The sequence below is a fragment of the Rhodobacter calidifons genome, assembly GCF_011174775.1.
Classification (GTDB): Bacteria; Pseudomonadota; Alphaproteobacteria; order Rhodobacterales; family Rhodobacteraceae; genus Tabrizicola; species Tabrizicola calidifons.
Genome location: NZ_JAANHS010000004.1, coordinates 19,202 through 38,371 on the forward strand (window position 1 = coordinate 19,202; position 19,170 = coordinate 38,371).

21 protein-coding genes and 1 tRNA gene are annotated in these 19,170 nt (G+C 68.0%); 15 read left to right on the forward strand and 7 right to left on the reverse strand.

The window, feature by feature from the left end; genetic code table 11:
• The first annotated feature begins 11 nt into the window (after positions 1–11).
• A tRNA-Lys gene (locus tag G8O29_RS06695) sits at positions 12–87 on the forward strand.
• 143 nt (positions 88–230) lie between these two features.
• On the forward strand, positions 231–587 hold the full coding sequence (locus G8O29_RS06700) for a peptidoglycan-binding domain-containing protein (protein WP_166402475.1): 357 nt from the start codon (positions 231–233) through the stop codon (positions 585–587).
• A gap of 49 nt (positions 588–636) precedes the next feature.
• Here the strand turns inward: G8O29_RS06700 and G8O29_RS06705 are convergent, their stop codons facing one another.
• On the reverse strand, positions 637–1,341 hold the full coding sequence (locus G8O29_RS06705) for a winged helix-turn-helix domain-containing protein (protein ID WP_166402476.1): 705 nt from the start codon (positions 1,339–1,341) through the stop codon (positions 637–639).
• A complete protein-coding gene (locus G8O29_RS06710; RefSeq protein WP_166402477.1) occupies positions 1,313–1,603 on the reverse strand; it encodes a hypothetical protein in 291 nt (96 codons plus the stop codon). The genes G8O29_RS06705 and G8O29_RS06710 overlap by 29 nt, the downstream gene beginning before the upstream one ends.
• Positions 1,604–1,851: 248 nt before the next feature.
• Here G8O29_RS06710 and G8O29_RS06715 point away from each other — a divergent pair, with 248 nt between their 5' ends.
• The 5 genes from G8O29_RS06715 to G8O29_RS06735 all read left to right on the forward strand — a co-directional run bounded on the left by G8O29_RS06715 (position 1,852) and on the right by G8O29_RS06735 (position 6,636).
• Positions 1,852–2,322, forward strand: coding sequence for a hypothetical protein (locus tag G8O29_RS06715; protein ID WP_166402478.1), 471 nt, complete (start codon positions 1,852–1,854; stop codon positions 2,320–2,322).
• 126 nt (positions 2,323–2,448) lie between these two features.
• Positions 2,449–3,081: a ribonuclease HII gene (gene rnhB, locus G8O29_RS06720; protein WP_166402479.1), complete on the forward strand. Its 633-nt coding sequence runs from the start codon at positions 2,449–2,451 to the stop codon at positions 3,079–3,081.
• Between the two features lie 89 nt (positions 3,082–3,170).
• Positions 3,171–4,292: a site-specific DNA-methyltransferase gene (locus G8O29_RS06725; RefSeq protein ID WP_166402480.1), complete on the forward strand. Its 1,122-nt coding sequence runs from the start codon at positions 3,171–3,173 to the stop codon at positions 4,290–4,292.
• Positions 4,293–4,444: 152 nt separating this feature from the next.
• Positions 4,445–5,095 carry a DUF2062 domain-containing protein gene (locus G8O29_RS06730; protein ID WP_166402481.1) on the forward strand — a complete coding sequence of 217 codons (651 nt, stop codon included), beginning with the start codon at positions 4,445–4,447 and terminating at the stop codon, positions 5,093–5,095.
• The gene (locus tag G8O29_RS06735) at positions 5,092–6,636 is read left to right on the forward strand and encodes an acetolactate synthase large subunit (RefSeq protein ID WP_166402482.1); all 1,545 of its coding nucleotides are present in this window, start codon (positions 5,092–5,094) and stop codon (positions 6,634–6,636) included. The genes G8O29_RS06730 and G8O29_RS06735 overlap by 4 nt, the downstream gene beginning before the upstream one ends.
• Positions 6,637–6,680: 44 nt before the next feature.
• On the opposite strand, the gene G8O29_RS06740 is transcribed toward G8O29_RS06735, so the two are convergent.
• Both G8O29_RS06740 and mutY read right to left on the reverse strand, forming a co-directional pair.
• Positions 6,681–7,796 carry an alkane 1-monooxygenase gene (locus G8O29_RS06740; RefSeq protein WP_166402483.1) on the reverse strand — a complete coding sequence of 372 codons (1,116 nt, stop codon included), beginning with the start codon at positions 7,794–7,796 and terminating at the stop codon, positions 6,681–6,683.
• 87 nt (positions 7,797–7,883) lie between these two features.
• A complete protein-coding gene (gene mutY / locus G8O29_RS06745; RefSeq protein WP_166402484.1) occupies positions 7,884–8,930 on the reverse strand; it encodes an A/G-specific adenine glycosylase in 1,047 nt (348 codons plus the stop codon).
• Positions 8,931–9,082: 152 nt separating this feature from the next.
• Between mutY and G8O29_RS06750 the strand changes: the two genes are divergently transcribed.
• The 5 genes from G8O29_RS06750 to rlmH all read left to right on the forward strand — a co-directional run bounded on the left by G8O29_RS06750 (position 9,083) and on the right by rlmH (position 12,518).
• Positions 9,083–9,607 (forward strand): DUF721 domain-containing protein, encoded by a 525-nt coding sequence (locus tag G8O29_RS06750; RefSeq protein ID WP_242678952.1) that lies wholly within the window; start codon positions 9,083–9,085, stop codon positions 9,605–9,607.
• 51 nt (positions 9,608–9,658) lie between these two features.
• Positions 9,659–10,264: a DsbA family protein gene (locus G8O29_RS06755; RefSeq protein ID WP_437440801.1), complete on the forward strand. Its 606-nt coding sequence runs from the start codon at positions 9,659–9,661 to the stop codon at positions 10,262–10,264.
• Positions 10,264–11,400 carry a CaiB/BaiF CoA transferase family protein gene (locus G8O29_RS06760; protein WP_166402486.1) on the forward strand — a complete coding sequence of 379 codons (1,137 nt, stop codon included), beginning with the start codon at positions 10,264–10,266 and terminating at the stop codon, positions 11,398–11,400. The genes G8O29_RS06755 and G8O29_RS06760 overlap by 1 nt, the downstream gene beginning before the upstream one ends.
• Before the next feature lie 201 nt (positions 11,401–11,601).
• Positions 11,602–12,048, forward strand: coding sequence for a ribosome silencing factor (rsfS, locus tag G8O29_RS06765; protein WP_367890135.1), 447 nt, complete (start codon positions 11,602–11,604; stop codon positions 12,046–12,048).
• Positions 12,048–12,518: a 23S rRNA (pseudouridine(1915)-N(3))-methyltransferase RlmH gene (rlmH, locus tag G8O29_RS06770; RefSeq protein WP_166402488.1), complete on the forward strand. Its 471-nt coding sequence runs from the start codon at positions 12,048–12,050 to the stop codon at positions 12,516–12,518. The genes rsfS and rlmH overlap by 1 nt, the downstream gene beginning before the upstream one ends.
• A 79-nt stretch (positions 12,519–12,597) precedes the next feature.
• Here rlmH and G8O29_RS06775 read toward each other — a convergent pair whose 3' ends face one another.
• Complete coding sequence (locus G8O29_RS06775; protein WP_166402489.1) at positions 12,598–13,929, reverse strand: amidase; 1,332 nt, start codon at positions 13,927–13,929, stop codon at positions 12,598–12,600.
• 78 nt (positions 13,930–14,007) lie between these two features.
• Here G8O29_RS06775 and G8O29_RS06780 point away from each other — a divergent pair, with 78 nt between their 5' ends.
• Positions 14,008–15,237 (forward strand): UbiH/UbiF/VisC/COQ6 family ubiquinone biosynthesis hydroxylase, encoded by a 1,230-nt coding sequence (locus tag G8O29_RS06780; RefSeq protein ID WP_166402490.1) that lies wholly within the window; start codon positions 14,008–14,010, stop codon positions 15,235–15,237.
• On the opposite strand, the gene G8O29_RS06785 is transcribed toward G8O29_RS06780, so the two are convergent.
• Positions 15,173–16,552 (reverse strand): cation:proton antiporter domain-containing protein, encoded by a 1,380-nt coding sequence (locus G8O29_RS06785; protein ID WP_166402491.1) that lies wholly within the window; start codon positions 16,550–16,552, stop codon positions 15,173–15,175. The genes G8O29_RS06780 and G8O29_RS06785 overlap by 65 nt on opposite strands.
• Positions 16,553–16,731: 179 nt before the next feature.
• On the opposite strand from G8O29_RS06785, the gene G8O29_RS06790 reads away from it, so the two are divergent.
• Both G8O29_RS06790 and G8O29_RS06795 read left to right on the forward strand, forming a co-directional pair.
• Positions 16,732–17,943, forward strand: a complete 1,212-nt coding sequence (locus G8O29_RS06790) for a winged helix-turn-helix domain-containing protein (RefSeq protein WP_166402492.1) — start codon at positions 16,732–16,734, stop codon at positions 17,941–17,943.
• A gap of 108 nt (positions 17,944–18,051) precedes the next feature.
• A complete protein-coding gene (locus G8O29_RS06795) occupies positions 18,052–18,321 on the forward strand; it encodes a hypothetical protein (protein WP_166402493.1) in 270 nt (89 codons plus the stop codon).
• Between the two features lie 6 nt (positions 18,322–18,327).
• Here the strand turns inward: G8O29_RS06795 and G8O29_RS06800 are convergent, their stop codons facing one another.
• Complete coding sequence (locus G8O29_RS06800; RefSeq protein WP_166402494.1) at positions 18,328–19,146, reverse strand: LOG family protein; 819 nt, start codon at positions 19,144–19,146, stop codon at positions 18,328–18,330.
• Between the last annotated feature and the right edge of the window lie 24 nt (positions 19,147–19,170).

Here is a 19,170-nt window from a genome sequence, read left to right on the forward strand (position 1 = left end):
GCCGCCTTGTGGGGCCGGTAGCTCAGTTGGTAGAGCAGCTGACTTTTAATCAGCGGGTCACAGGTTCGAATCCTGTCCGGCTCACCACCACCTTTCTTCAGTTCCGTCCAGGCTTCCGGCACGCCGCCGGCTGCATCTGCACATCCTGCCAGGTTCCGGCCCGCAGCACGTCAAGATTGCGCCAAAATCCCGCAGTCATTCTCTGGATGTAACAGTTCAAGGAGTTACTCATGCAGCGCCGGTCGATCCTGCTTTCGCTTTCCGCATTTCTGACCCTGGCCCCCGGGCTGCAAGCGGGCGGTGACGCCCTGCAAGCCGCCTTCGAATCCCTTTCCCCCGCCGCCCGCCGCTCGGCACAGGAACAGCTGGCGATGGCCGGCTTCTACCGCGGGGGAATCGACGGTGCCTATGGCCCGGGCACGCGCAAGGCCCTGGTGCAGGCTGCCGCCTTCATCGAGCAGAACAGCTATGGCCGCACGCGGTTCGACCTTGCCTCGGAAAAGGGCGCGCGGACCTATCTGCGTGCGCTCGCTGCGGGCGATCTGGGCAAGTATCTCTGGGGCGAGGGCGACGAAGCCGACGGCTGACGGGCCCGGCGATTCGCCGTCTGCGGCCGTCTGCGGCCGTGTCGGCCGGTCAGATCATCTTGATCGTGTCCTTGCCAACGGCCAGCATGTAGCCGCGCCGGGCGATGGTCTTGACCAGCAGTTCGGAGACCAGCTGATTGCCCAGGGCATCGCGCAGCCGCTTGACCCGCGTTGCCCCCGCCGCCTCGTCGCAGTCGGCCTCGTTCCGGCCCGAGATCACCGCCTCGATCTGCGCGCCGGTCAGCACCTCGTCATCCATCCGTGCCTCGGCCAGCACCGACAGGGTTTCCAGCGCGGCTTCGGTCAGCTGGAATTCCAGGTCGTTGATGTAGACCGCCCGCGCCTCGCGCGAGATCATCAGGCTGGAGACCTGGATGCCCGACCGCTGTATCGCCGAGATGCGCCGGTTCAGCGCGATGATCATGACGAGGAAGACCAGAGCCGCGATCAGCAAGGCGGTGGAAAAGACCAGCAGCACGAAGATCACGCTGCGGTAGCTGGCCAGCACCGCCGAAAAGGCGGTGCCCGATTGCGCCAGGATCTCAAGCAGCTTGATCTCGGCACCGGAGCGCAGGTCGTCGTTTTCCACGAAGATGCGTTCCACCCGCGCGTTGAAGGCGTTCGCGTCCGGCAGGTTCAGGAACAGGAAAAGCGCCGCACCCAGCAGGATGAGGACGATGGCGGCGATACCGAAGGCGACGACGCGGTTGCCCGCCCTGAGACTTTCAGTAACGGAGGAAGAAGTCTCCGGCACTCGCTTTCCTTTCCTCAAGCCCTTCGGGCCCGAATGTGGACAGAACGGTCAGCAAGGTCCAGCCGCCTGATGCCAGCCTCGGCGCCAGTTCGCCTTCGGCCGCGCCGGGGCTGCAATTGCCATCCGATACCTGCGAGACACCGTAGATCAGCTTGAGCGGTTCGTCACGCTTGGCCTTGTAGTCGGCATAACACTCTGCCGCCGCCGGCCCGCCAAGGACCAGCGCCAGCGCAAGAGTGGCAGAGGAGATCAGTGTCTTCATTTTCCGCTCCGGACAGGAGGCTGCTCGATTACCATCGGACAATGCGCGCAGGCGCGCTGATATTCAATATCACCCAAGAAGTTACGGCCTTGTTATCGGATAGCAAGTCGGGTCTGCGCCAGCGTTATGACCTAACGGGCCGGCGATATTGCTTACGCGGCGGCCGGGGGGTGAGGGTTGGTCATCGAGGTCGCCTGCCGGTTCGCGGCGACCGGGCAAGACCAACCGTCCCTCAGCAGGAGGCAACAATGTCCGCGGAATTCAGAAGCAAGTCGCACATCATCCCCTCGCACGGGATTTCGGAAAGCACGATGACCGGCCGCCGTTTTACCGCGATGCTGACCGGGGGCGCGGCGGCGCTGGCGCTGGTGCTGGCCACCGCGATCCCGGCCAGGGCCGACAAGAAGGACGATCTTGCCAAGGCGCTGGTCGCGGCCCTGGTCGTCGGCGCCATCGCGCACGAGCTGAAGGACAACCGCAAGCCCGCCCCGCAGCCCGAGCCGGTGTCCTCCAAACGGGTTCCGTCGGTCTGCGCCATCTCGATCGACGGGGCAGACCGTTCGGTCTCGCTCTACCCCGAAAGCTGCCTGCGCGCCGAAGGTTTCCGCCATCGCCTGCCGCGCGGCTGTTCCAACGGCGCCACGATCTTTGGCGAGCGCGACCGGGTCTATTCCGCGCAATGCCTGCGCGATGCGGGGTTCCGCGTGCAGGGTCACTGACATCGGGGCCGCCGAGGCGGCCCTGGCCGAGACGGGACAGCCCTGATCCCGTCTCTTCTCGGGGGGTGGGAGGGTGAGCAGCTCCCGCCCCCTTTTTCCCGGCGCGCATCCGCGCTAGGTCGGGGCATGGCCCGCATCCTTCCCGATTTCCGGCACGAGACCGAGGCGCTTGCCGCCGGCGCCCTGCGGGTCGTCGGGGTGGACGAGGTCGGGCGCGGCCCGCTGGCCGGGCCGGTGACGGCGGCGGCAGTGCGGCTGGACCCGGCGCGGATCCCGGCGGGGCTTGCCGATTCCAAGGCGCTGACCGCAGCCCGCCGCGCGGCGCTGTTCGACGAGATCATGGCGCTGGCCGAGGTGTCGGTCGCCCATGCCACGGTGCAGGACATCGACGCGCTGAACATCCTGCGCGCCAGCCACCTGGCGATGGAACGCGCCGTGGCGGGCCTTGGCGCCGATCATGCGCTGATCGACGGCAACCAGATCCCGCGGGGCCTGCCCTGCCGGGCGACCGCCATCGTGAAGGGCGATGCGCGCTGCCTGTCCATCGCCGCGGCCTCGATCGTGGCCAAGGTGACTCGCGACCGGATCATGGTGGATTTGGCGCAACAGCACCCCGGCTATGGCTGGGAAGCCAATGCCGGCTACCCGACCGCCGCCCATCTGAAGGCCCTGCAAACTTTGGGCGTGACCCCTTGGCATAGACGTTCCTTCAGGCCCGTCCACAACATATTGTATCAAGAGAATTCTGTAAGATCTTGATTCAAAAAAGAATTTGACGGTGATTCGGGTCTGACTCATGATTCCGGGCAACATCGGCACGACAGAGGCCGGGGGCAGAGGCAGAAGACATGACGACCAGGAATACCACGGCGGGGGCAGCTCTTCCGCTGAACCAGATCCTTGCGGGTGACTGCGTGGAGGTGATGAACACCCTTCCGGCGGGCTCTGTCGATCTGATCTTTGCCGACCCGCCCTACAACCTTCAGCTGAAGGGCGAGCTGCACCGCCCGGACAATTCCAGGGTCGATGCGGTGGACGACCACTGGGACCAGTTCTCCAGCTTTGCCGCCTATGATGCCTTCACCCGCGACTGGCTGGCGGCGGCAAAGCGGCTGTTGAAGCCGAATGGCGCGATCTGGGTGATCGGCTCCTACCACAACGTCTTCCGCCTGGGGACCGAGTTGCAGAACCAGGGCTTCTGGCTGTTGAACGATGTGGTGTGGCGAAAATCGAACCCGATGCCGAACTTCAAAGGCAAGCGCCTGACCAATGCGCATGAGACGCTGATCTGGGCCAGCCGCGACGAGGCGGCGAAATACACCTTCAACTATGAAGCGCTGAAGGCCCTGAACGACGGCGTGCAGATGCGGTCGGACTGGGTGATCCCGCTGTGCACCGGGCATGAGAGGCTGAAGGACGAAAACGGCGACAAGGCCCATCCGACGCAGAAGCCCGAGGCTTTGCTCCACCGGGTGATCGTGGCGACGACGAACCCCGGCGACGTGATCCTGGACCCGTTCTTCGGGACGGGGACGACGGGGGCGGTGGCCAAGATGCTGGGGCGCGACTTCATCGGGATCGAACGCGAAGAGGCCTATCGCAAGGCCGCCGCCGAAAGGATCGCGCGGGTCCGCCGCTTTGACGCCTCGGCGCTGGAGGTCACCGGATCGAAGCGGGCCGAGCCGCGGGTGCCGTTCGGGCAGGTCGTGGAACGGGGGATGCTGCGGCCGGGGGAGGAGCTGTTTTCCCTGGGCAACCGGTTCAAGGCCAAGGTCCGCGCCGACGGCACGCTGATCGGCAATGACGTGAAGGGCTCGATCCACCAGGTCGGCGCGGCGCTGGAGGGGGCGCCGTCCTGCAACGGCTGGACCTACTGGCACTTCAAGCGGGACGGCAAGCTGGTGCCGATCGACATCCTGCGCCAGCAGATCCGCGCCGAGATGGAGGCCGACGGCAGCCGCACCCACTGAGTTTTTCGAACACGCCTGTCCCCCGGACCGCCTGGGGGACACCTTCACCCCGCCGGGATGTCCCGGCGGGGTTTTTTCCGTTTCCGGCGGTGGAGTTGGTTGATCCCGGCACCCATGTTTCCTATCCCGGTTCCGACAGGATTGGAGAACGGATGGTCTTTCGCCGTCGCACACCGCTGAACCTGATGCAGAAGCTGCGCGCCCTGGTCTTGCCTAAAGGCGGCTGGGGCCGGGCCTTCCGCTATCTGCGCCATCGCGCCAGCCGCATTCCCGACGCGCCGCACCGGATCGCCCGGGGCATCGCCTGCGGCGTCTTTGCCTCGTTCACGCCGCTGTTCGGGCTGCATTTCTTCCTTGCCGCCTTCCTGGCCTGGATCGTGCGGGGCAATGTCATCGCTGCGCTGATCGGCACGGCGGCGGGCAATCCGCTGACCTTCCCGTTCATCGCGGTCCTCTCGATCGACCTTGGCCACACGATCCTGGGGTCGCGGGCCGATGGCGTGCCGGTGTCGCAGATCATGACGGCCTTCGGCCAGGCCGGGGACGAGATCTTCCGCAACATCCGCGCGATCTTCGGCGCCGAGGAGATGCGCTGGGACCGGCTGGAGCGGTTCTTCCGCGGGGTGTTCCTGCCCTATCTCGTCGGCGGGCTGGGACCGGGGCTGGTTGCGGCCGTGGTATCCTACTGGCTAAGCCTTCCCGCCCTGAACGGGTATCAGAAGCTGCGGGCCGCCCGGCGCGAGGCGCGGGCGCGCAAACTGGCAGAGAAACCCGCCCCGTCGAAGGAAGAGAACAGGACATGAACGGCGCCGAGACCCTGGTGCAGACCTTGCTGGCCAGCGGCGTGCAGGTCTGCTTTGCCAACCCCGGTACGTCCGAGATGCATTTCGTCGCGGCACTGGACCGGCACCCCGAGATGCGCTGCATCCTGTGCCTGTTCGAGGGCGGGGTTTCGGGCGCGGCAGATGGCTACTACCGGATGTCGGGACAGGTGGCGGCAACCCTGCTGCACCTGGCGCCGGGGTTCGGCAATGCCTTTGCCAATCTGCACAATGCGCGGAAGGCGCAGTCGGGCGTGCTGAACATCATGGGCGACCATGCCGACTATCACCTGCGGTTCGAGGCCCCCTTGAAGGGCGACACGGTGGGGGTGGCGCAGGCGGTATCGCACTGGACGCGGGTCTGCTCTTCGGCCGAAAAGGTCGCCAGCGACGCGGCCGAGGCGGTGCAGGCGGCGCGGGCGAAGGGCGGGCAGATCGCCACGCTGATCCTGCCGGCAAACACGGCCTGGGAGGAAGCGTCGGGCCTTGCGGTGGCGGCCCCGGCCCCCGCCCTGCGGCGCCCGTCTCTGGCCGAGGTCAGGGCTGCGGCCCATGCCTTGCGCCAGCCGGGGGCGATCCTGATGATCGACGGCCCGGCGCTTTTCACCGATCTCGGCCTTTTGGCCAGGCGGATCGCCAGATCCTGCGGCGCCCGGCTGATGCAGCCCTTCTTCGTCAGCCGTTTCCGCCGCGGCGCGGGCTCGGTCCTGATCGAGCGGATGGCCTATCGGATCGAGGACAACATCCCGCTTCTGGCCGGGGCATCGTCGCTGGTCCTGTGCGGCACGGCGCGGCCGGCCGGGTTCTTCGCCTATCCCGGCCTGCCTTCCACCCCCGACGACCCTCAGACGCGGCTGATCGAGTTGTGCAGCCGGGATATGGACATCGCCTGGACGCTTCAGGCGCTGGCGGAAGAGGTGGGAGAGGCGGAACTGGGGCCGGAGGATTTCGTGCCCCTGGACCTGCCCGCCCTGCCCGAAGGCGAGCTGACCGTGACCAGGGTCGGCGAGGCGATTGCCGCGCTGATGCCCGAGGATGCGGTGGTGGTGGATGAGGGGATCTCGGCGTCCTACTACCTGGCGCCGGGGCTGAAGCGGGCACGGGGCCATGACGTGCTGACCATCACCGGGGGGTCGATCGGCTTTGGCCTGCCGAATGCCGTGGGCGCGGCGGTGGCCTGCCCGGACCGCAAGGTCGTGGTGCTGGAGGGCGACGGGTCGGGGATGTACACGCTGCAATCGCTGTGGACGATGGCGCGCGAGGGGCTGGACGTGACCACGGTGATCTTCGCCAACCGCGGCTATCAGATCCTGCGCGACGAACTGGCCGCGATGGGGGTGAACGAGGTCGGCCGCAACGCCCGGCGGATGTTCGATGTCGAGGGACCTCTGCTCGACTGGGTTGCGCTGGCCCGGGGTCACGGGGTGCAGGCGGTGCGGGTCCGCGACATGGGCGCGTTCAACGCGGCCTTTGCCGAAGCGATGGGCCAGCGCGGGCCGCGGCTGATCGAGGTGGTCTGCTGACGCAGCCGCTGCGGAGAGGCGCAATCTGGCTCCGGGTTTGCCGGTCAACCGGCAACCGGGTTCAGCGCCTTGTTGTAGGGATGCCAGTCCGTGATGTCGGGGTAATGCTGGCGGCGCCAGTCCTTGACCCGCCGGTTCATCACCCGCTTCCACAGCGGCGGGACCATCGCGATCATCGTCATCAGCGGATAGCCGTAGGGCAGCTGCGGGGCTTCGTCCTGCGTATAGGTTTGCAGCACGGGAAAGCGTCGGTCGGGCTTGTAATGGTGGTCGGAATGGCGCTGGAGGTTGATCAGAAGCCAGTTCGATGCCCGATGGTCGGCATTCCAGCTGTGGCGGGGCAGGACATGTTCGTACCTCCCCTCGCCCAGATGGCGGCGGGTCAGGCCGTAATGTTCGATGTAGTTGACCAGCTCCAGCTGCCAGACCGCCGTGAAGGCCTGCACCAGGAACAGACCCAGCCCGGACCAGCCACCCAGGGCAAGCGCAAGCGCCAGGAAAGCCGCCTGTAGCACCGCGTAGCGCCAGAAGGGGTTCGAGCGGTGCCACCAGGGCAGGCCTCTGCGGGCCAGCATCGCGGCCTCGGCCCGCCAGGCGGAGCGGGGGCATTGCACCAGGACGCGGGGGAAGAAGCGGTGGAAACCCTCGTTGTAACGCGCCGTCACCGGATCGCGCGGGGTGCCGACATGGATGTGATGCACGCGCAGATGTTCCGAGCGGAAATGGGAATACAGCACCGAGGCCAGGAGCAGATCGGCAAGCCAGCGTTCCAGCCGGGATTTCTGGTGCATCAGCTCATGGCTGTAGTTGATGCCGATGGTGCCCGAGACAACGCCCATGCCGAAGAAAAGCGCGATCCTCTCGCCCGTGCCCAGATGGGTGGCCCGGGGCACATACCACAGCATCGCTGCAAGCAGGGCGAACTGGATCGGGGGCCAGACCAGCGTGACCAGGCGATAGGCGGTCAGCTGCGTTTCCGGCGTCCGGGGGTCCGGGTTCGAGGTCTCATGTCCGGTCAGGGCGTCCAGCAGGGTGAACAACCACCAGGTTGACAGCGGCAACAGCGCGACGGTCCAGCCGCCATGGACCATGCCGATCACGGCCAGGGGCGGCAGGCAGAACGAAAGCCAGAACGGCAGCGCGGGCGGAAGCGGACTCATGCCTGCAAGACTAGCGGAAGCCGGGCAGGGCTCAAGCGGACATCCGCTGCGCCCTTTCGGCGAAAGATCGGAACTCCGGTCGGCAGGTCAGGGAAAATCCGGCAGCGCCCGGGCAAGATCCCAGGCCTTCCGCATCACCGTGGGCAGGTCTGCGGGACGAAAGCTGTGACGGGGGATCAGTTCGCCCCGGGTCGGCGGGCCCTCGATCCGGGCGGTCATGACGCGCAGGATCAGGTGGAAATGGGTGAAGGTGTGCCGGACCTCGCCGATGTCCTGCCAGTCGGCATCGGCGGGGGCGGGGCCGCCCTGCCCGTCCCAGCCGTCGCCGGGAAAGCCGGCCATGCCGCCCAGCAGGCCCCGGTCGGGGCGGCGTTCGATCAGGATGGCGCCGTCGCGGTGACCAAGCCACAGCGTGCCGCGGCGCAGGGGCTTGTCGGGCTTCGGCGCCTTGCGGGGAAGTGCGGCCTGGATGCCTGCCGCCCTTGCCTCGCAGGCATGGGACCAGGGGCAGATGCCGCAGGCCGGCGCGCGCGGGGTGCAGACGGTGGCGCCAAGGTCCATGATCGCCTGGGCATAGTCTCCGGGCCGGCTCGCAGGCGTCAGGCCGGCGGCAAGCTCCGTCAGCTTCGGCTTGGCGGCCGGAAGGGGCTTTTCGACAAGGTAGAGGCGCGAGATCACCCGTTCGACATTGCCATCGACCACGGCAGCCGGGTGATCATAGGCGATGGCGGCGATGGCAGAGGCGGTATAGGGGCCGATGCCGGGCAGGGTCAGCAGGCCCTCGCGGCTGGTCGGGAAGCGGCCGCCATGGCTGGTCACGACGGCACGGGCGCATTTCAGCAGGTTGCGGGCGCGGGCATAATAGCCAAGGCCCGCCCATTCGCCCATCACCTGCGCATCCTCGGCCGCCGCAAGGTCATGCACGGTCGGCCAGCGGGAGATGAACCGGTGGAAATAGTCCGTCACGGCGGCAACGGTGGTCTGTTGCAGCATCACCTCGGACAGCCAGACCCGGTAGGGGTCCGGCCGCTGGCCCGCCGCGCGATCCCGAGGCGAAACGCGCCAGGGCATGATCCGGGCGTGGCGGTCGTACCAGGACAGAAGCTGGGCAGCGAGGGATTCGGCGGTCTGCATCGGGGCGAGGATAGCGGGCACGCGGCCGGGAGCCAGCGGAATGGAGCGATGGCCGGATAACCGTCCAATAACGCAATGTTTATTCCTGTTTCAGCCTGCCCTCTGGCGGGGGCCGCCCCTTGCGGTAGAATGGGCGACAAGGACAGGAGCAGATGGCCCGCAAACCAACCCCCTCCCCCAGTGCCGAGCACCGCATGCGCGGGTTCGAACCGGCATTCGGGCTGATGAAGGACGCGGTGCGGGCCGCCGGGGAATCGCGCGGCTTTGCCGTGGCGCGGCTTCTGACCCATTGGGCTGAAGTCGCGGGCGAAGAGATGGCGCGCAAGACCCGGCCCGTGAAGATCGCCTACGGCAAGGGACCGATGGGCGCGACGCTGACCCTGCTGGTCAAGGCCAGCGAGGCCCCGATGGTGCAGATGGCGCTGCCGCAGCTGAAGGAGCGCGTGAACGCCGTCTATGGCTATGCCGCCGTCCAGCACATCCACCTGACCCAGACCGCGGCCACCGGATTTGCCGAAGGCCAGGCCGAATTCACCCCCGCGCCAAAGGCGAAAAGACCCCCCGACCCGGCCACGACCGCCAGGGCGCAGGCCGTGGCCGAGGGCGTGGCAGACCCGGGCCTGCGCAACGCGCTTGAACAGCTGGCGCAAAACATCTTAACTCGCCCCCGATCCTGACATCCGGGCTGAAAAGGACGCCGACCGATGACGAAACTGAACCGCCGGGCCATGATCGCCCTTGCCGCCGCAGCCACCGCGGCAATGACGCCGGCACTGGCGCAGGAAACCGCGACCGAGGCCGCCGCCCCGGCGGTCGGAGATTTTTCGCTCGGCTCGCCCGATGCGAAGGTGAAGATCGTCGAATACGCCAGCTTCACCTGCCCGCATTGCGCCAATTTCCATGCCACGACCTTCAAGGAACTGAAGCGCGACTACATCGACACCGGCAAGGTCCACTTCACCCTGCGCGAGGTCTATTTCGACCGGTACGGCCTCTGGGCCGCGCTGATCGCCCGCTGCGGCGGCGAGATGAAATATTTCGGCATCCAGGACATGCTGTTCGACAAGCAGAAGGAATGGGCCGCCGGGGAAAGCCCGCAGCAGGTGGTCGAGAACCTCAAGACCATCGGGCGCGCGGCAGGGCTGGAAGACGCGGCGATGGATGCCTGCCTGAACGACGTGCCGAAGGCCGAGGCGCTGATCAAGCAGTTCCAGACCAATTTCGAGGCCGACGGCGTGCAGGGCACGCCGACGCTGTTCATCAACGGCACCAAACATTCCAACATGGCCTATGCCGACCTCAAGGCCATCCTTGAGGCCGAACTGGCGAAATAATGCCCGCGCCGCTGGAAGGCATCCGCGTCATCGAACTGGCGCGGATCCTGGCTGGCCCCTGGGCCGGGCAGACGCTTGCCGATCTGGGCGCCGATGTCATCAAGGTCGAGGCTCCGGAAGGCGACGACACCCGGCGCTGGGGGCCTCCGTTCCTCGAAGTGGGGGGCGAGCGGAGTGCCGCCTATTTCCACGCGACCAACCGCGGCAAGCGCGGGATCACCTGCGACTTCCGCACCGCCGAAGGGCAAGAGACGGTGCGCCGGCTGGTGGCCGGGGCCGATGTGGTGATCGAGAACTTCAAGGTCGGCGGGCTGGCGAAATACGGCCTTGACTACGACAGTCTGCAAAAGGTCAACCCGCGGCTGATCTACTGCTCGATCACCGGCTTCGGCCAGACCGGGCCCTACGCCCACCGGGCTGGCTATGACTTCATCATCCAGGGCATGTCCGGGCTGATGAGCGTGACCGGCCCCGCCGACGGCCAGCCGCAGAAGGTGGGCGTGGCGGTGACGGATGTGTTCACCGGGGTCTATGCCGCCACCGCGATCCTGGCCGCGCTGATCCAGCGCGGACGGACTGGCGCGGGCCAGCACATCGACATGGCGCTTCTGGACGTGGCCACCAGCATCATGGCGAACCAGGCGATGAACTACCTGGCCTCGGGCAAGGCCCCCGGACTGATGGGCAATGCGCATCCCAACCTTGCGCCCTATGCGGTGTTCGACTGCAAGGACGGCTGGATCATCCTGGCCACCGGCAACGATGCGCAGTACCAGCGGCTTTGCGCGATCCTGGGGCTGGAGGCGCTGGCCAGCGATCCCCTGTTCCTCACCAACGCCGACCGCGTGACCCACCGCGCCGCCCTGACCGAAAGGCTGACGGCGGCGACGCGGACCTGGACCAAGGCGGATCTCCTGGCCGCCTGCGAGGCCGAAGGCGTGCCCGCCGGGCCGATCAACGACATGGCCGAGGTCTTCGCCGACCCGCAGGTCGTGGCGCGGGGGATGCGGATCGACCCGGAGGGCGTGCCGGGGGTGCGCAGCCCGATGACATTCTCGGGGGCCGATCTGGCGCTGGACCGCCCGGCGCCGCGACTGGGGCAGCACCAGGACGAGGTTCTGGGCAAGCCCTCGTGAAGGGCAGGCGCATTCTGCTCGGGATCGGCACCCCGCGCGCCACTTTGCCGGATTTCCCTGGGAAACGGGTGCACCGAAGGCGGCGATCTCTTGCCAAGGCGCCGAATAAGGCGTAGGCGCCCGCCTTCGGTTGAGATTGCCCCGTCCGGGTGCTAATCTGGAACCATGGCCCGGCGCGGGGGCCGAGTGGGCCGCGCTTCGTTGGAGGACCCGGTCCTGTCGCATTCTGATCCCGCCACCGGCCTGCCGGTCGGTCCGCGCCTGAAACCCGCCGAAGCCCCGCAGGGCCACACGTCCGAACAGGTGCTGGCCCTGGTGCTGAAATCCGTCGATGACGACAAGGCCGAGGACATCGTTCAGATCGACCTGCGCGGTCGGTCGGATGTGGCCGACTACATGGTCATCTGCTCGGGCCGCTCCTCGCGGCAGGTGGGCTCGATCTCGGAAAAACTTGCAGACCGGCTGAAGCAGGAGATGCGGATTTCCGTCCGCATGGAGGGCAAGGAAACCGGCGACTGGGTGCTGATCGACGCGGGCGACGTGATCGTCCATGTCTTCCGCCCGGAAGTGCGCGAGTTCTACCAGCTGGAAAAGATGTGGCTGCCGATGGGCGCGGGGACGGGCGCGGCCCGGGCCGCCAAGGCCTGATGCGCCTGCATCTCTGCGCCGTGGGCCGCCTGCGGGCCGGGCCAGAGCGCGATCTGGTGGACGATTACCTTCAGCGGTTGGGGCGCAGCGGGCGGCCTCTGGGCCTGGGCCCTGTGGCCGAGCATGAGGTCGAGGACCGCAAGGGTGGCGGCATGGCGGCCGAGGCCGCGCTTCTGGCCCGCACGATCCCGGAAGGCGCAGCGCTGTGCGTGCTGGACGAAAGGGGCAGGCTTCTGTCCAGTCCCGAGTTCGCGCAGGCCCTGGCCGACTGGCGTGACGCCGGGCGGCAGGACGCGGCCTTCGTGATCGGCGGGGCGGACGGGCTGGACCCGGGCTTGCGTGCGCGGGCCGATCTGGCGGTCAGCTTCGGCCGCATGGTCTGGCCGCACATGCTGGTGCGGGTGATGCTGGCCGAACAGCTGTACCGCGCCGCGACGATCCTTGCCGGCGCGCCCTATCACCGGATCTGACGGCGGCTCGTCGCTGCCTTCGGTCGCTCCTCGGCCGGGCGCCCGCGAGGAGTGCCCGAAGGGCTTCGACGAGCCGTCGCTAGCGCAGCGCCCGTTCCGCCGCCACGCCCAGGCGCAACAGACGCATTTCCTGCCCCGGCGGGCACATCAGGCTGATCCCGCAGGAGGGCTGCGACGTGGGCAGCGTCAGCGCGCAGGCGCCCATCAGATTGCCGATCCGGGTGTTGCGCAGGGCAAGGAGGTTCTCGGTCACATAATAGGGGTCGTCGGTCATCAGCCGGTTCGCATCCGGCGGCAGGATCGGCGAGGTCGGCAGGATCACCGCGTCATGGCCTGCGACCCGTTCGTTCCACTGTGCCCGCAGCACCTCCAGCCGCCGCCAGCCGGCGACATAATCGGTCGCCGCGATCTGCGCGCCCGAGCGGAATCGTTCCAGGATGCGGGGGAACATCTTCTGCGGCGCGGCCTCGATCACCTCGCGCCAGATGCCATAGGCTTCGGCGGTGAACAGTGTCGCGGCCAGACCCAGCGCCTCGGCGATCTCGGGGGCGGCCAGGCGCGAGATCCGCGCCCCGGCCCGGCCCAGCCGCGCGACGGCATCCTCGAAGCCTTGCCCCGGGCGGTCGCGGACGTCATCCAGCGCCACGGTTTCCAGAACCGCCAGCCGCATGCCGGACAGATCGGCCCCGCCAAGATCGCCGACCGCCCCTCCGCCCATCGCCGCAAGGAGCAGCGCGCAGTCCTCGACGGAATGGGCCAGCGGGCCGATGGTGTCGAACCGTTCGCACAGCGGCACCGTGCCGCGCATCGGCAGGGCGCCGACCGAGGTCTTCAGCCCCACAAGATCATTCCAGGCCGCCGGGATCCGCACCGAGCCGCCGGTGTCCGACCCGATCGCCGCCGGGGCCAGGCCGAAGGCCACCGAGGCCGCCGCGCCCGAGGACGACCCCCCCGGCACCGCCTTGTCATCGTTCAGGTTGGGCGGCGTCGCGGTGACCGGGTTCAGCCCCAGGCCCGAAAAGGCAAGTTCCGACATATGGGTCTTGCCCAGACAGACCAGGCCATTCAGCGTCGCCGTCTCCAGCACCTCGGCATCCCGGTCGGGGGTCCGGCCCTTCAACAGGGCCGAGCCCGCCTCGGTGGCGACACCGGCCGTATCGAACAGATCCTTCCAGCTGATCGGCACGCCATCCAGCAGCCACTTGCGCAGGCCCGCCTTCGCCCTTGCCGCCGCGGCCATCGCCTCGCCCCGGGCGCGGGCCGCCGTGGCGCGGACGTAGATGCGCGGGGCAAGCGGATGCGTCTCGATCTGATGCAGGAAATACTCGGTCAGCTCGACCGGGTGGATCCGGCCCGCGCCGATCTCGCGCCCCAGCTCGGCTGCGGTCATGTGCGCCCAGGTTCCGGTCATCTGATCCCCCTTGTTGCCACGAACGGTAGCGGCTTGGCGACGCATGGACAATCCGTCCGCGCGGGGTATGTAGGGCCTATGGAATGCGACGCCGACATCCTGATCGCGGGCGGAGGGTTGAACGGCCCCGCCCTGGCCCTGGCGCTGGCGCAGGGCGGCTTCCGGGTGACGGTGATCGACGCCCGCCCCGCACCCGCACGCGCCGAGGCAGGGTTCGACGGCCGCGCCTATGCGCTGGCCATCGCCTCGGTCCGGCTTCTGACCGCGATCGACGTCTGGCCCCGGGTTGCCGACAAGGCGCAGCCGATGCTGGAAATCAAGGCATCTGACGGCCGCGCGGGCGAAGGGGCCGCGCCCTTCTTCCTGCATTTCGACGCGGCCGAGATCGAGGAAGGCCCGATGGGCCACATGCTTGAGGACCGCCACCTCTATGCCGCCTTCCTGGCGGCGATGCAGGATGCGCCGGGGGTGACGCTGCTGTCCGGCGAAACCGTCGTCGCGCAGGAGGTCGGGCCGGCCGGAGTCACGGTGACGCTGGCCTCGGGGCAGAAGCTGTCGGCCGGGCTGCTGGTGGGCTGCGACGGGCGCGGGTCGGGCACGGCCGCGCGCGCCGGGATCCGCCGGGTGGGCTGGGGCTATGGCCAGACGGCCCTGGTCACCGCGATCCGTCACGAACGCGACCACCGGGGCATCGCGCACCAGTTCTTCATGCCCTCGGGTCCGCTGGCGATCCTGCCGCTGAAGGGAGGCCATCATTCCAGCATCGTCTGGAGCGAGACGGACGCGAACGCGGCGGCGATCCAGGCGCTGCCGGACGACGCCTATCTTCAGGCCCTGCGCCCCCGTTTCGGCGATTTCCTGGGCGAGATCGCGCTGGCAGGAGAGCGGTTCACCTATCCCCTGTCGCTGTCGCTGGCCGAACGCTTCATCGCGCCCCGGGTGGCGCTGGTCGGCGATGCGGCCCATGGCGTGCATCCGATTGCCGGACAGGGGCTGAACCTCGGCCTGCGCGACGTGGCCGCCCTGGCCGAGGTGCTGATCCTGGCCCGCCGCCGGGGCGAGGATGCGGGCAGCCCGGCCGCGCTGGAAGAGTATCAGCGCTGGCGCCGGTTCGATGCCACGGCCCTTGCGCTGGGCATGGACGCGGTGAACCGGCTGTTTTCCAGCGACAACCCGCTGCTGCGCCTGGGCCGCGACCTCGGCATGGGGATGGTTGGCGCTCTGCCCGGCCTCCGGCGCGGTTTCATCCGCCAGGCGGCGGGACTGACGGGCGAACTTCCGCGGCTTCTGACCGGGCGTCCGGTCTGAGCTCTGCCGAAGGCTCGTCGTTGCCTGCGGCACTCCTCGCGGGGTCGGCGCGAGGAGGAGCCGAAGGCGAACGAGGCGCGGCCGCCTTGCGCGCCTCGCGCCGGTCCAGCAGGTGGAACAACAGCGGGTTCGCCAGGATCGACAGCATCGCGCCCGCCACCACCAGATCGCGCGCCTCGGGCGGGACGATGTACAGTGTCGTCCCCATCGTGATCAGGATGAACGAGAATTCGCCGATCTGCGCCAGGCTGGCCGCGATGGTCAGCGCCATGTCGCGCCCCTCGCCCAGAAGCCGCACCAGGTAGAAACCCGCCGCCGCCTTGACGCCCACGATGATCGTCACCGTGGCCAGAAGCGCAAGCGGCTGTGACACCAGGATCGCGGGGTTGAACAGCATCCCCACCGAGACGAAGAACAGCACCGCGAAAGCATCGCGCAGGGGCAGCGTCTCGCGCATGGCCTGTTGCGAGAGGGTCGAGGAGGACATCACCATCCCGGCGAAGAAGGCCCCCAGCGCGAAGGAGACGCCGAAGAAATGCGTCGCGCCATAGGCGACGCCCAGCGCGATGGCCAGCACGGCCAGCCGGAACAGTTCGCGCGACAGCGTGTGGGCGACGAAATGCAGGATCCAGGGAATCACCCGGCGGCCGATCACCAGCATCAGCGCGACGAAGGCCGCCGCCTTCACCAGCGTGATCACCACGGTTGCGGCAATCGGACCGATGCCGATGCTTCGGGTCACCTCGGCAACCATCTCGGCATCCTCGCCCACCGGCATCGCCTTGCCGCCCAGAAGCCCCGCCAGCGGCGGGATCAGCACCAGCGCCAGCACCATCACCAGATCCTCGACGATCAGCCAGCCCACCGCCACCCGGCCCTTGTCGGTCTGGATCAGCTCGCGGTCCTGCAACGCCCGCAGAAGCACCACGGTCGAGGCGACCGACAGCGCGATGCCGAAGATCAGCCCGGCGCCCAGGGTCCATCCCATGCCCCAGCCGATGCCCATGCCGAACAGCGTCGCCACCGCGATCTGCCCCAGCGCGCCCGGAAGCGCGATGCCGCTGACAGCCATCAGGTCGCGCGGCGCGAAATGCAGGCCCACCCCGAACATCAAGAGGATGACGCCGATTTCGGCCAGTTCGCCCGCAATTTCGGTGTCGGCGACATAGCCGGGGGTGAAGGGGCCGATCACCACTCCCGCCAGCAGATAGCCCGCGATCAGCGGCAGTTTCAGCCGCTGGGCCATGAGGCCGAACAGGAAGGCCAGGCCGAAGCCAGCCACCAGCATCGCGATCAGGGGTGTGTCGTGCGTCAAGCCTTCATCATCCTTGCGGGCCGAAACCGCCTTGTCCGGGAACGGGGGGCTGCCCCGCAGTCCTGTCGGGAGACAGAAGAAGTGTAAGACGTGCCCGCCCCGATGCAATCGACCGCGCGGGCCGCCCCGGTCACGAATTTCGCTTTTGCCGAAATACTTTGCAATGCTAGGGCTTGGCGATGCTGCCCCTGCTCTCCAACCCCCGCGCGCGCCGTCTGTTCCTGGACCGCCACGCCCTGGCCGAGCCGCGCGTCGGCCCGGCCTCGGGCCAGGCCCTGCACGAGCTGATCACGCGGATCGGCTTTGTCCAGGTGGACAGCATCAACACCATCGCCCGGGCGCATGACATGATCCTGTGGTCGCGGCGGCAGGCCTATCGCCCCCCGGCGCTGAAGCGGTTGCTGGAGACCGACCGCAGCCTGTGGGAGCATTGGACACATGACGCCTCGGTCCTTCCGGTCGCCTTGCACGGGGTCTGGCAGCATCGCTTTGCCCGCGACGAGGCGCGCCTTTCCGCCAACTGGAAACGCTGGTTCCGTGAGGGGTATGAGGCGCAGTTTGACAGTATTCTCAACAGGATAGCCAGGGACGGCCCGGTGGGAACGGCGGATGTGGGCGAAGGCGAGGTCCGCGGCCGCCGCGGCTGGTGGGACTGGCATCCCTCGAAAACCGCGCTGGAATGGCTGTGGCGGACCGGGCGGCTGGCGATCACCCGGCGCGACGGATTCGCCAAGATCTACGACCTGACCGAGCGGGTGATCCCGGAGGTCCACCGCGCACCGGTGCCCGAGGAAGAGGTCTGCGACTGGGCCTGCCGCAGCGCCCTGCGGCATCTGGGCTTCGGCACCAGCAGCGAGATCGCGGCCTACTGGAACGCGGTCGGCCCGGAGGCGGCAAAGGTCTGGTGTCGGGGCACCCTGGCGCGGGGCGAGATCATCGAGGCCGAGGTGGAAGGATCGCAGGGCCAGCGCCGCAAGGTGTTCATTTTCCCCGATATTCTGGACGAATTGCCGCCCGAACCCACCCCCCGCCTGCGCATCCTGTCGCCGTTCGACCCGGCCCTGCGCGACCGCGACCGGGCGGAGTTCCTGTTCGGCTTCCACTACCGGATCGAGGTCTTCGTGCCCGAGCCGAAGCGGGTTTACGGCTACTATGTCTTTCCGGTTCTGGAGGGCGACCGACTGGCGGGCCGGATCGACGTGAAGGCCTTCCGCGATGCGGGTGCGCTGCGGGTCAGGGCGTTCTGGCCCGAGGCGGGAGTGAAGCTGACCAGGGGCCGCCGGGCAAAGCTGGAGGCGGAACTGGACCGGCTGGCGCGGTTTGCGGGTTGTGACAGGGTGGAGTTCCTCGACGGCTGGGAAAGGGAGACCCTGGCCAGGCCAAGCCTATGAGAACGCTATGTTAATCCGGGTCGTTACCGAAAGGTGAAGCGTCTGGGATCGGTCTGGCACTCGTCTGGCATCCGTCCAGACGACGGGCTGGCAGCGGCGGCATTTACCATGCGGGACGAATCGGCCTGTCCGTTCACGATCGACGGGGGCAGGCAGGTGCTGGGTGCGGCCAAGGGCCTACCCGCCGACGCTTTCCCGGTGCAGACGGCGCGGACGTTCCCGGCGCGGATCGTGACCAGTGACCGCTTCCGCGACCGGGCAGAGGCCCACCCCGAAGTGAAGGAGCCGGGGTTCCTGATCCGGGGCGGGATGCGCGACGGGCGGGTCCGGCTGACGGGGCTGGAGACCGGGAAAGCGGCCGGGGTCGGTGCGCTGTAGCGCACCCTACGCGGGCACCCAGCCGTCGATCACGCTGACCGCCTCTTCCGCGGTTTCGACCATGGTGAACAGCGACAGGTCCTCGGGGCTGATGACCCCGGCTTCGGCGAGTTGCTGCCAGTTGACCACCCTTTCCCACCAGTCGCGGCCAAACAGGAGGAAAGGCACCTGCTTCATCCGACCGGTCTGGATCAGGGTGAGCGATTCGAACATCTCGTCCAGCGTGCCGAATCCGCCGGGAAAGACGACGATGGCACGGGCGCGCATCAGGAAATGCATCTTGCGGATGGCGAAGTAGTGGAAGTTGAACGACAGGTCCGGCGTGACATAGGCGTTGGGCGCCTGTTCGTGCGGCAGGACGATGTTGAGGCCGATCGACTGGCCCCCCGCCTCGTCCGCGCCGCGGTTGCCGGCCTCCATCACGCCGGGGCCGCCGCCGGTGCAGACCACCCAGTCGCGGCCATAGCTGGCGACGCTGCGTTCAGTGATCGCCTTCGCAAAGCGGCGGGCCTCGTCATAATAGTGCGACAGGCCGGCGAGGGTTGGCGTGGCGGCCCGGTCGCGGTGTTCCGGCGCGGGGATGCGGGCGCCGCCGAACATGACCACGGTCGATTCGATACCGCGTTCGTCCATCACCATCTGCGGCTTCAGCAGCTCCAGTTGCAGACGCACGGGGCGCAACTCGTCGCGCAGCAGGAAGTCGCGGTCGAGGAAGGCCAGCCGGTAGGCCGGCGCGCGCGTCTGGGCGGTGTCGGGGATGCGGCGGACGGCGGCGGCGTCCTCGATGCTGTCGCGGAACTTGTGGCTGCGGTGGTCTTCGGTCATCAACTCGCTCGGATTGCGTGGCAT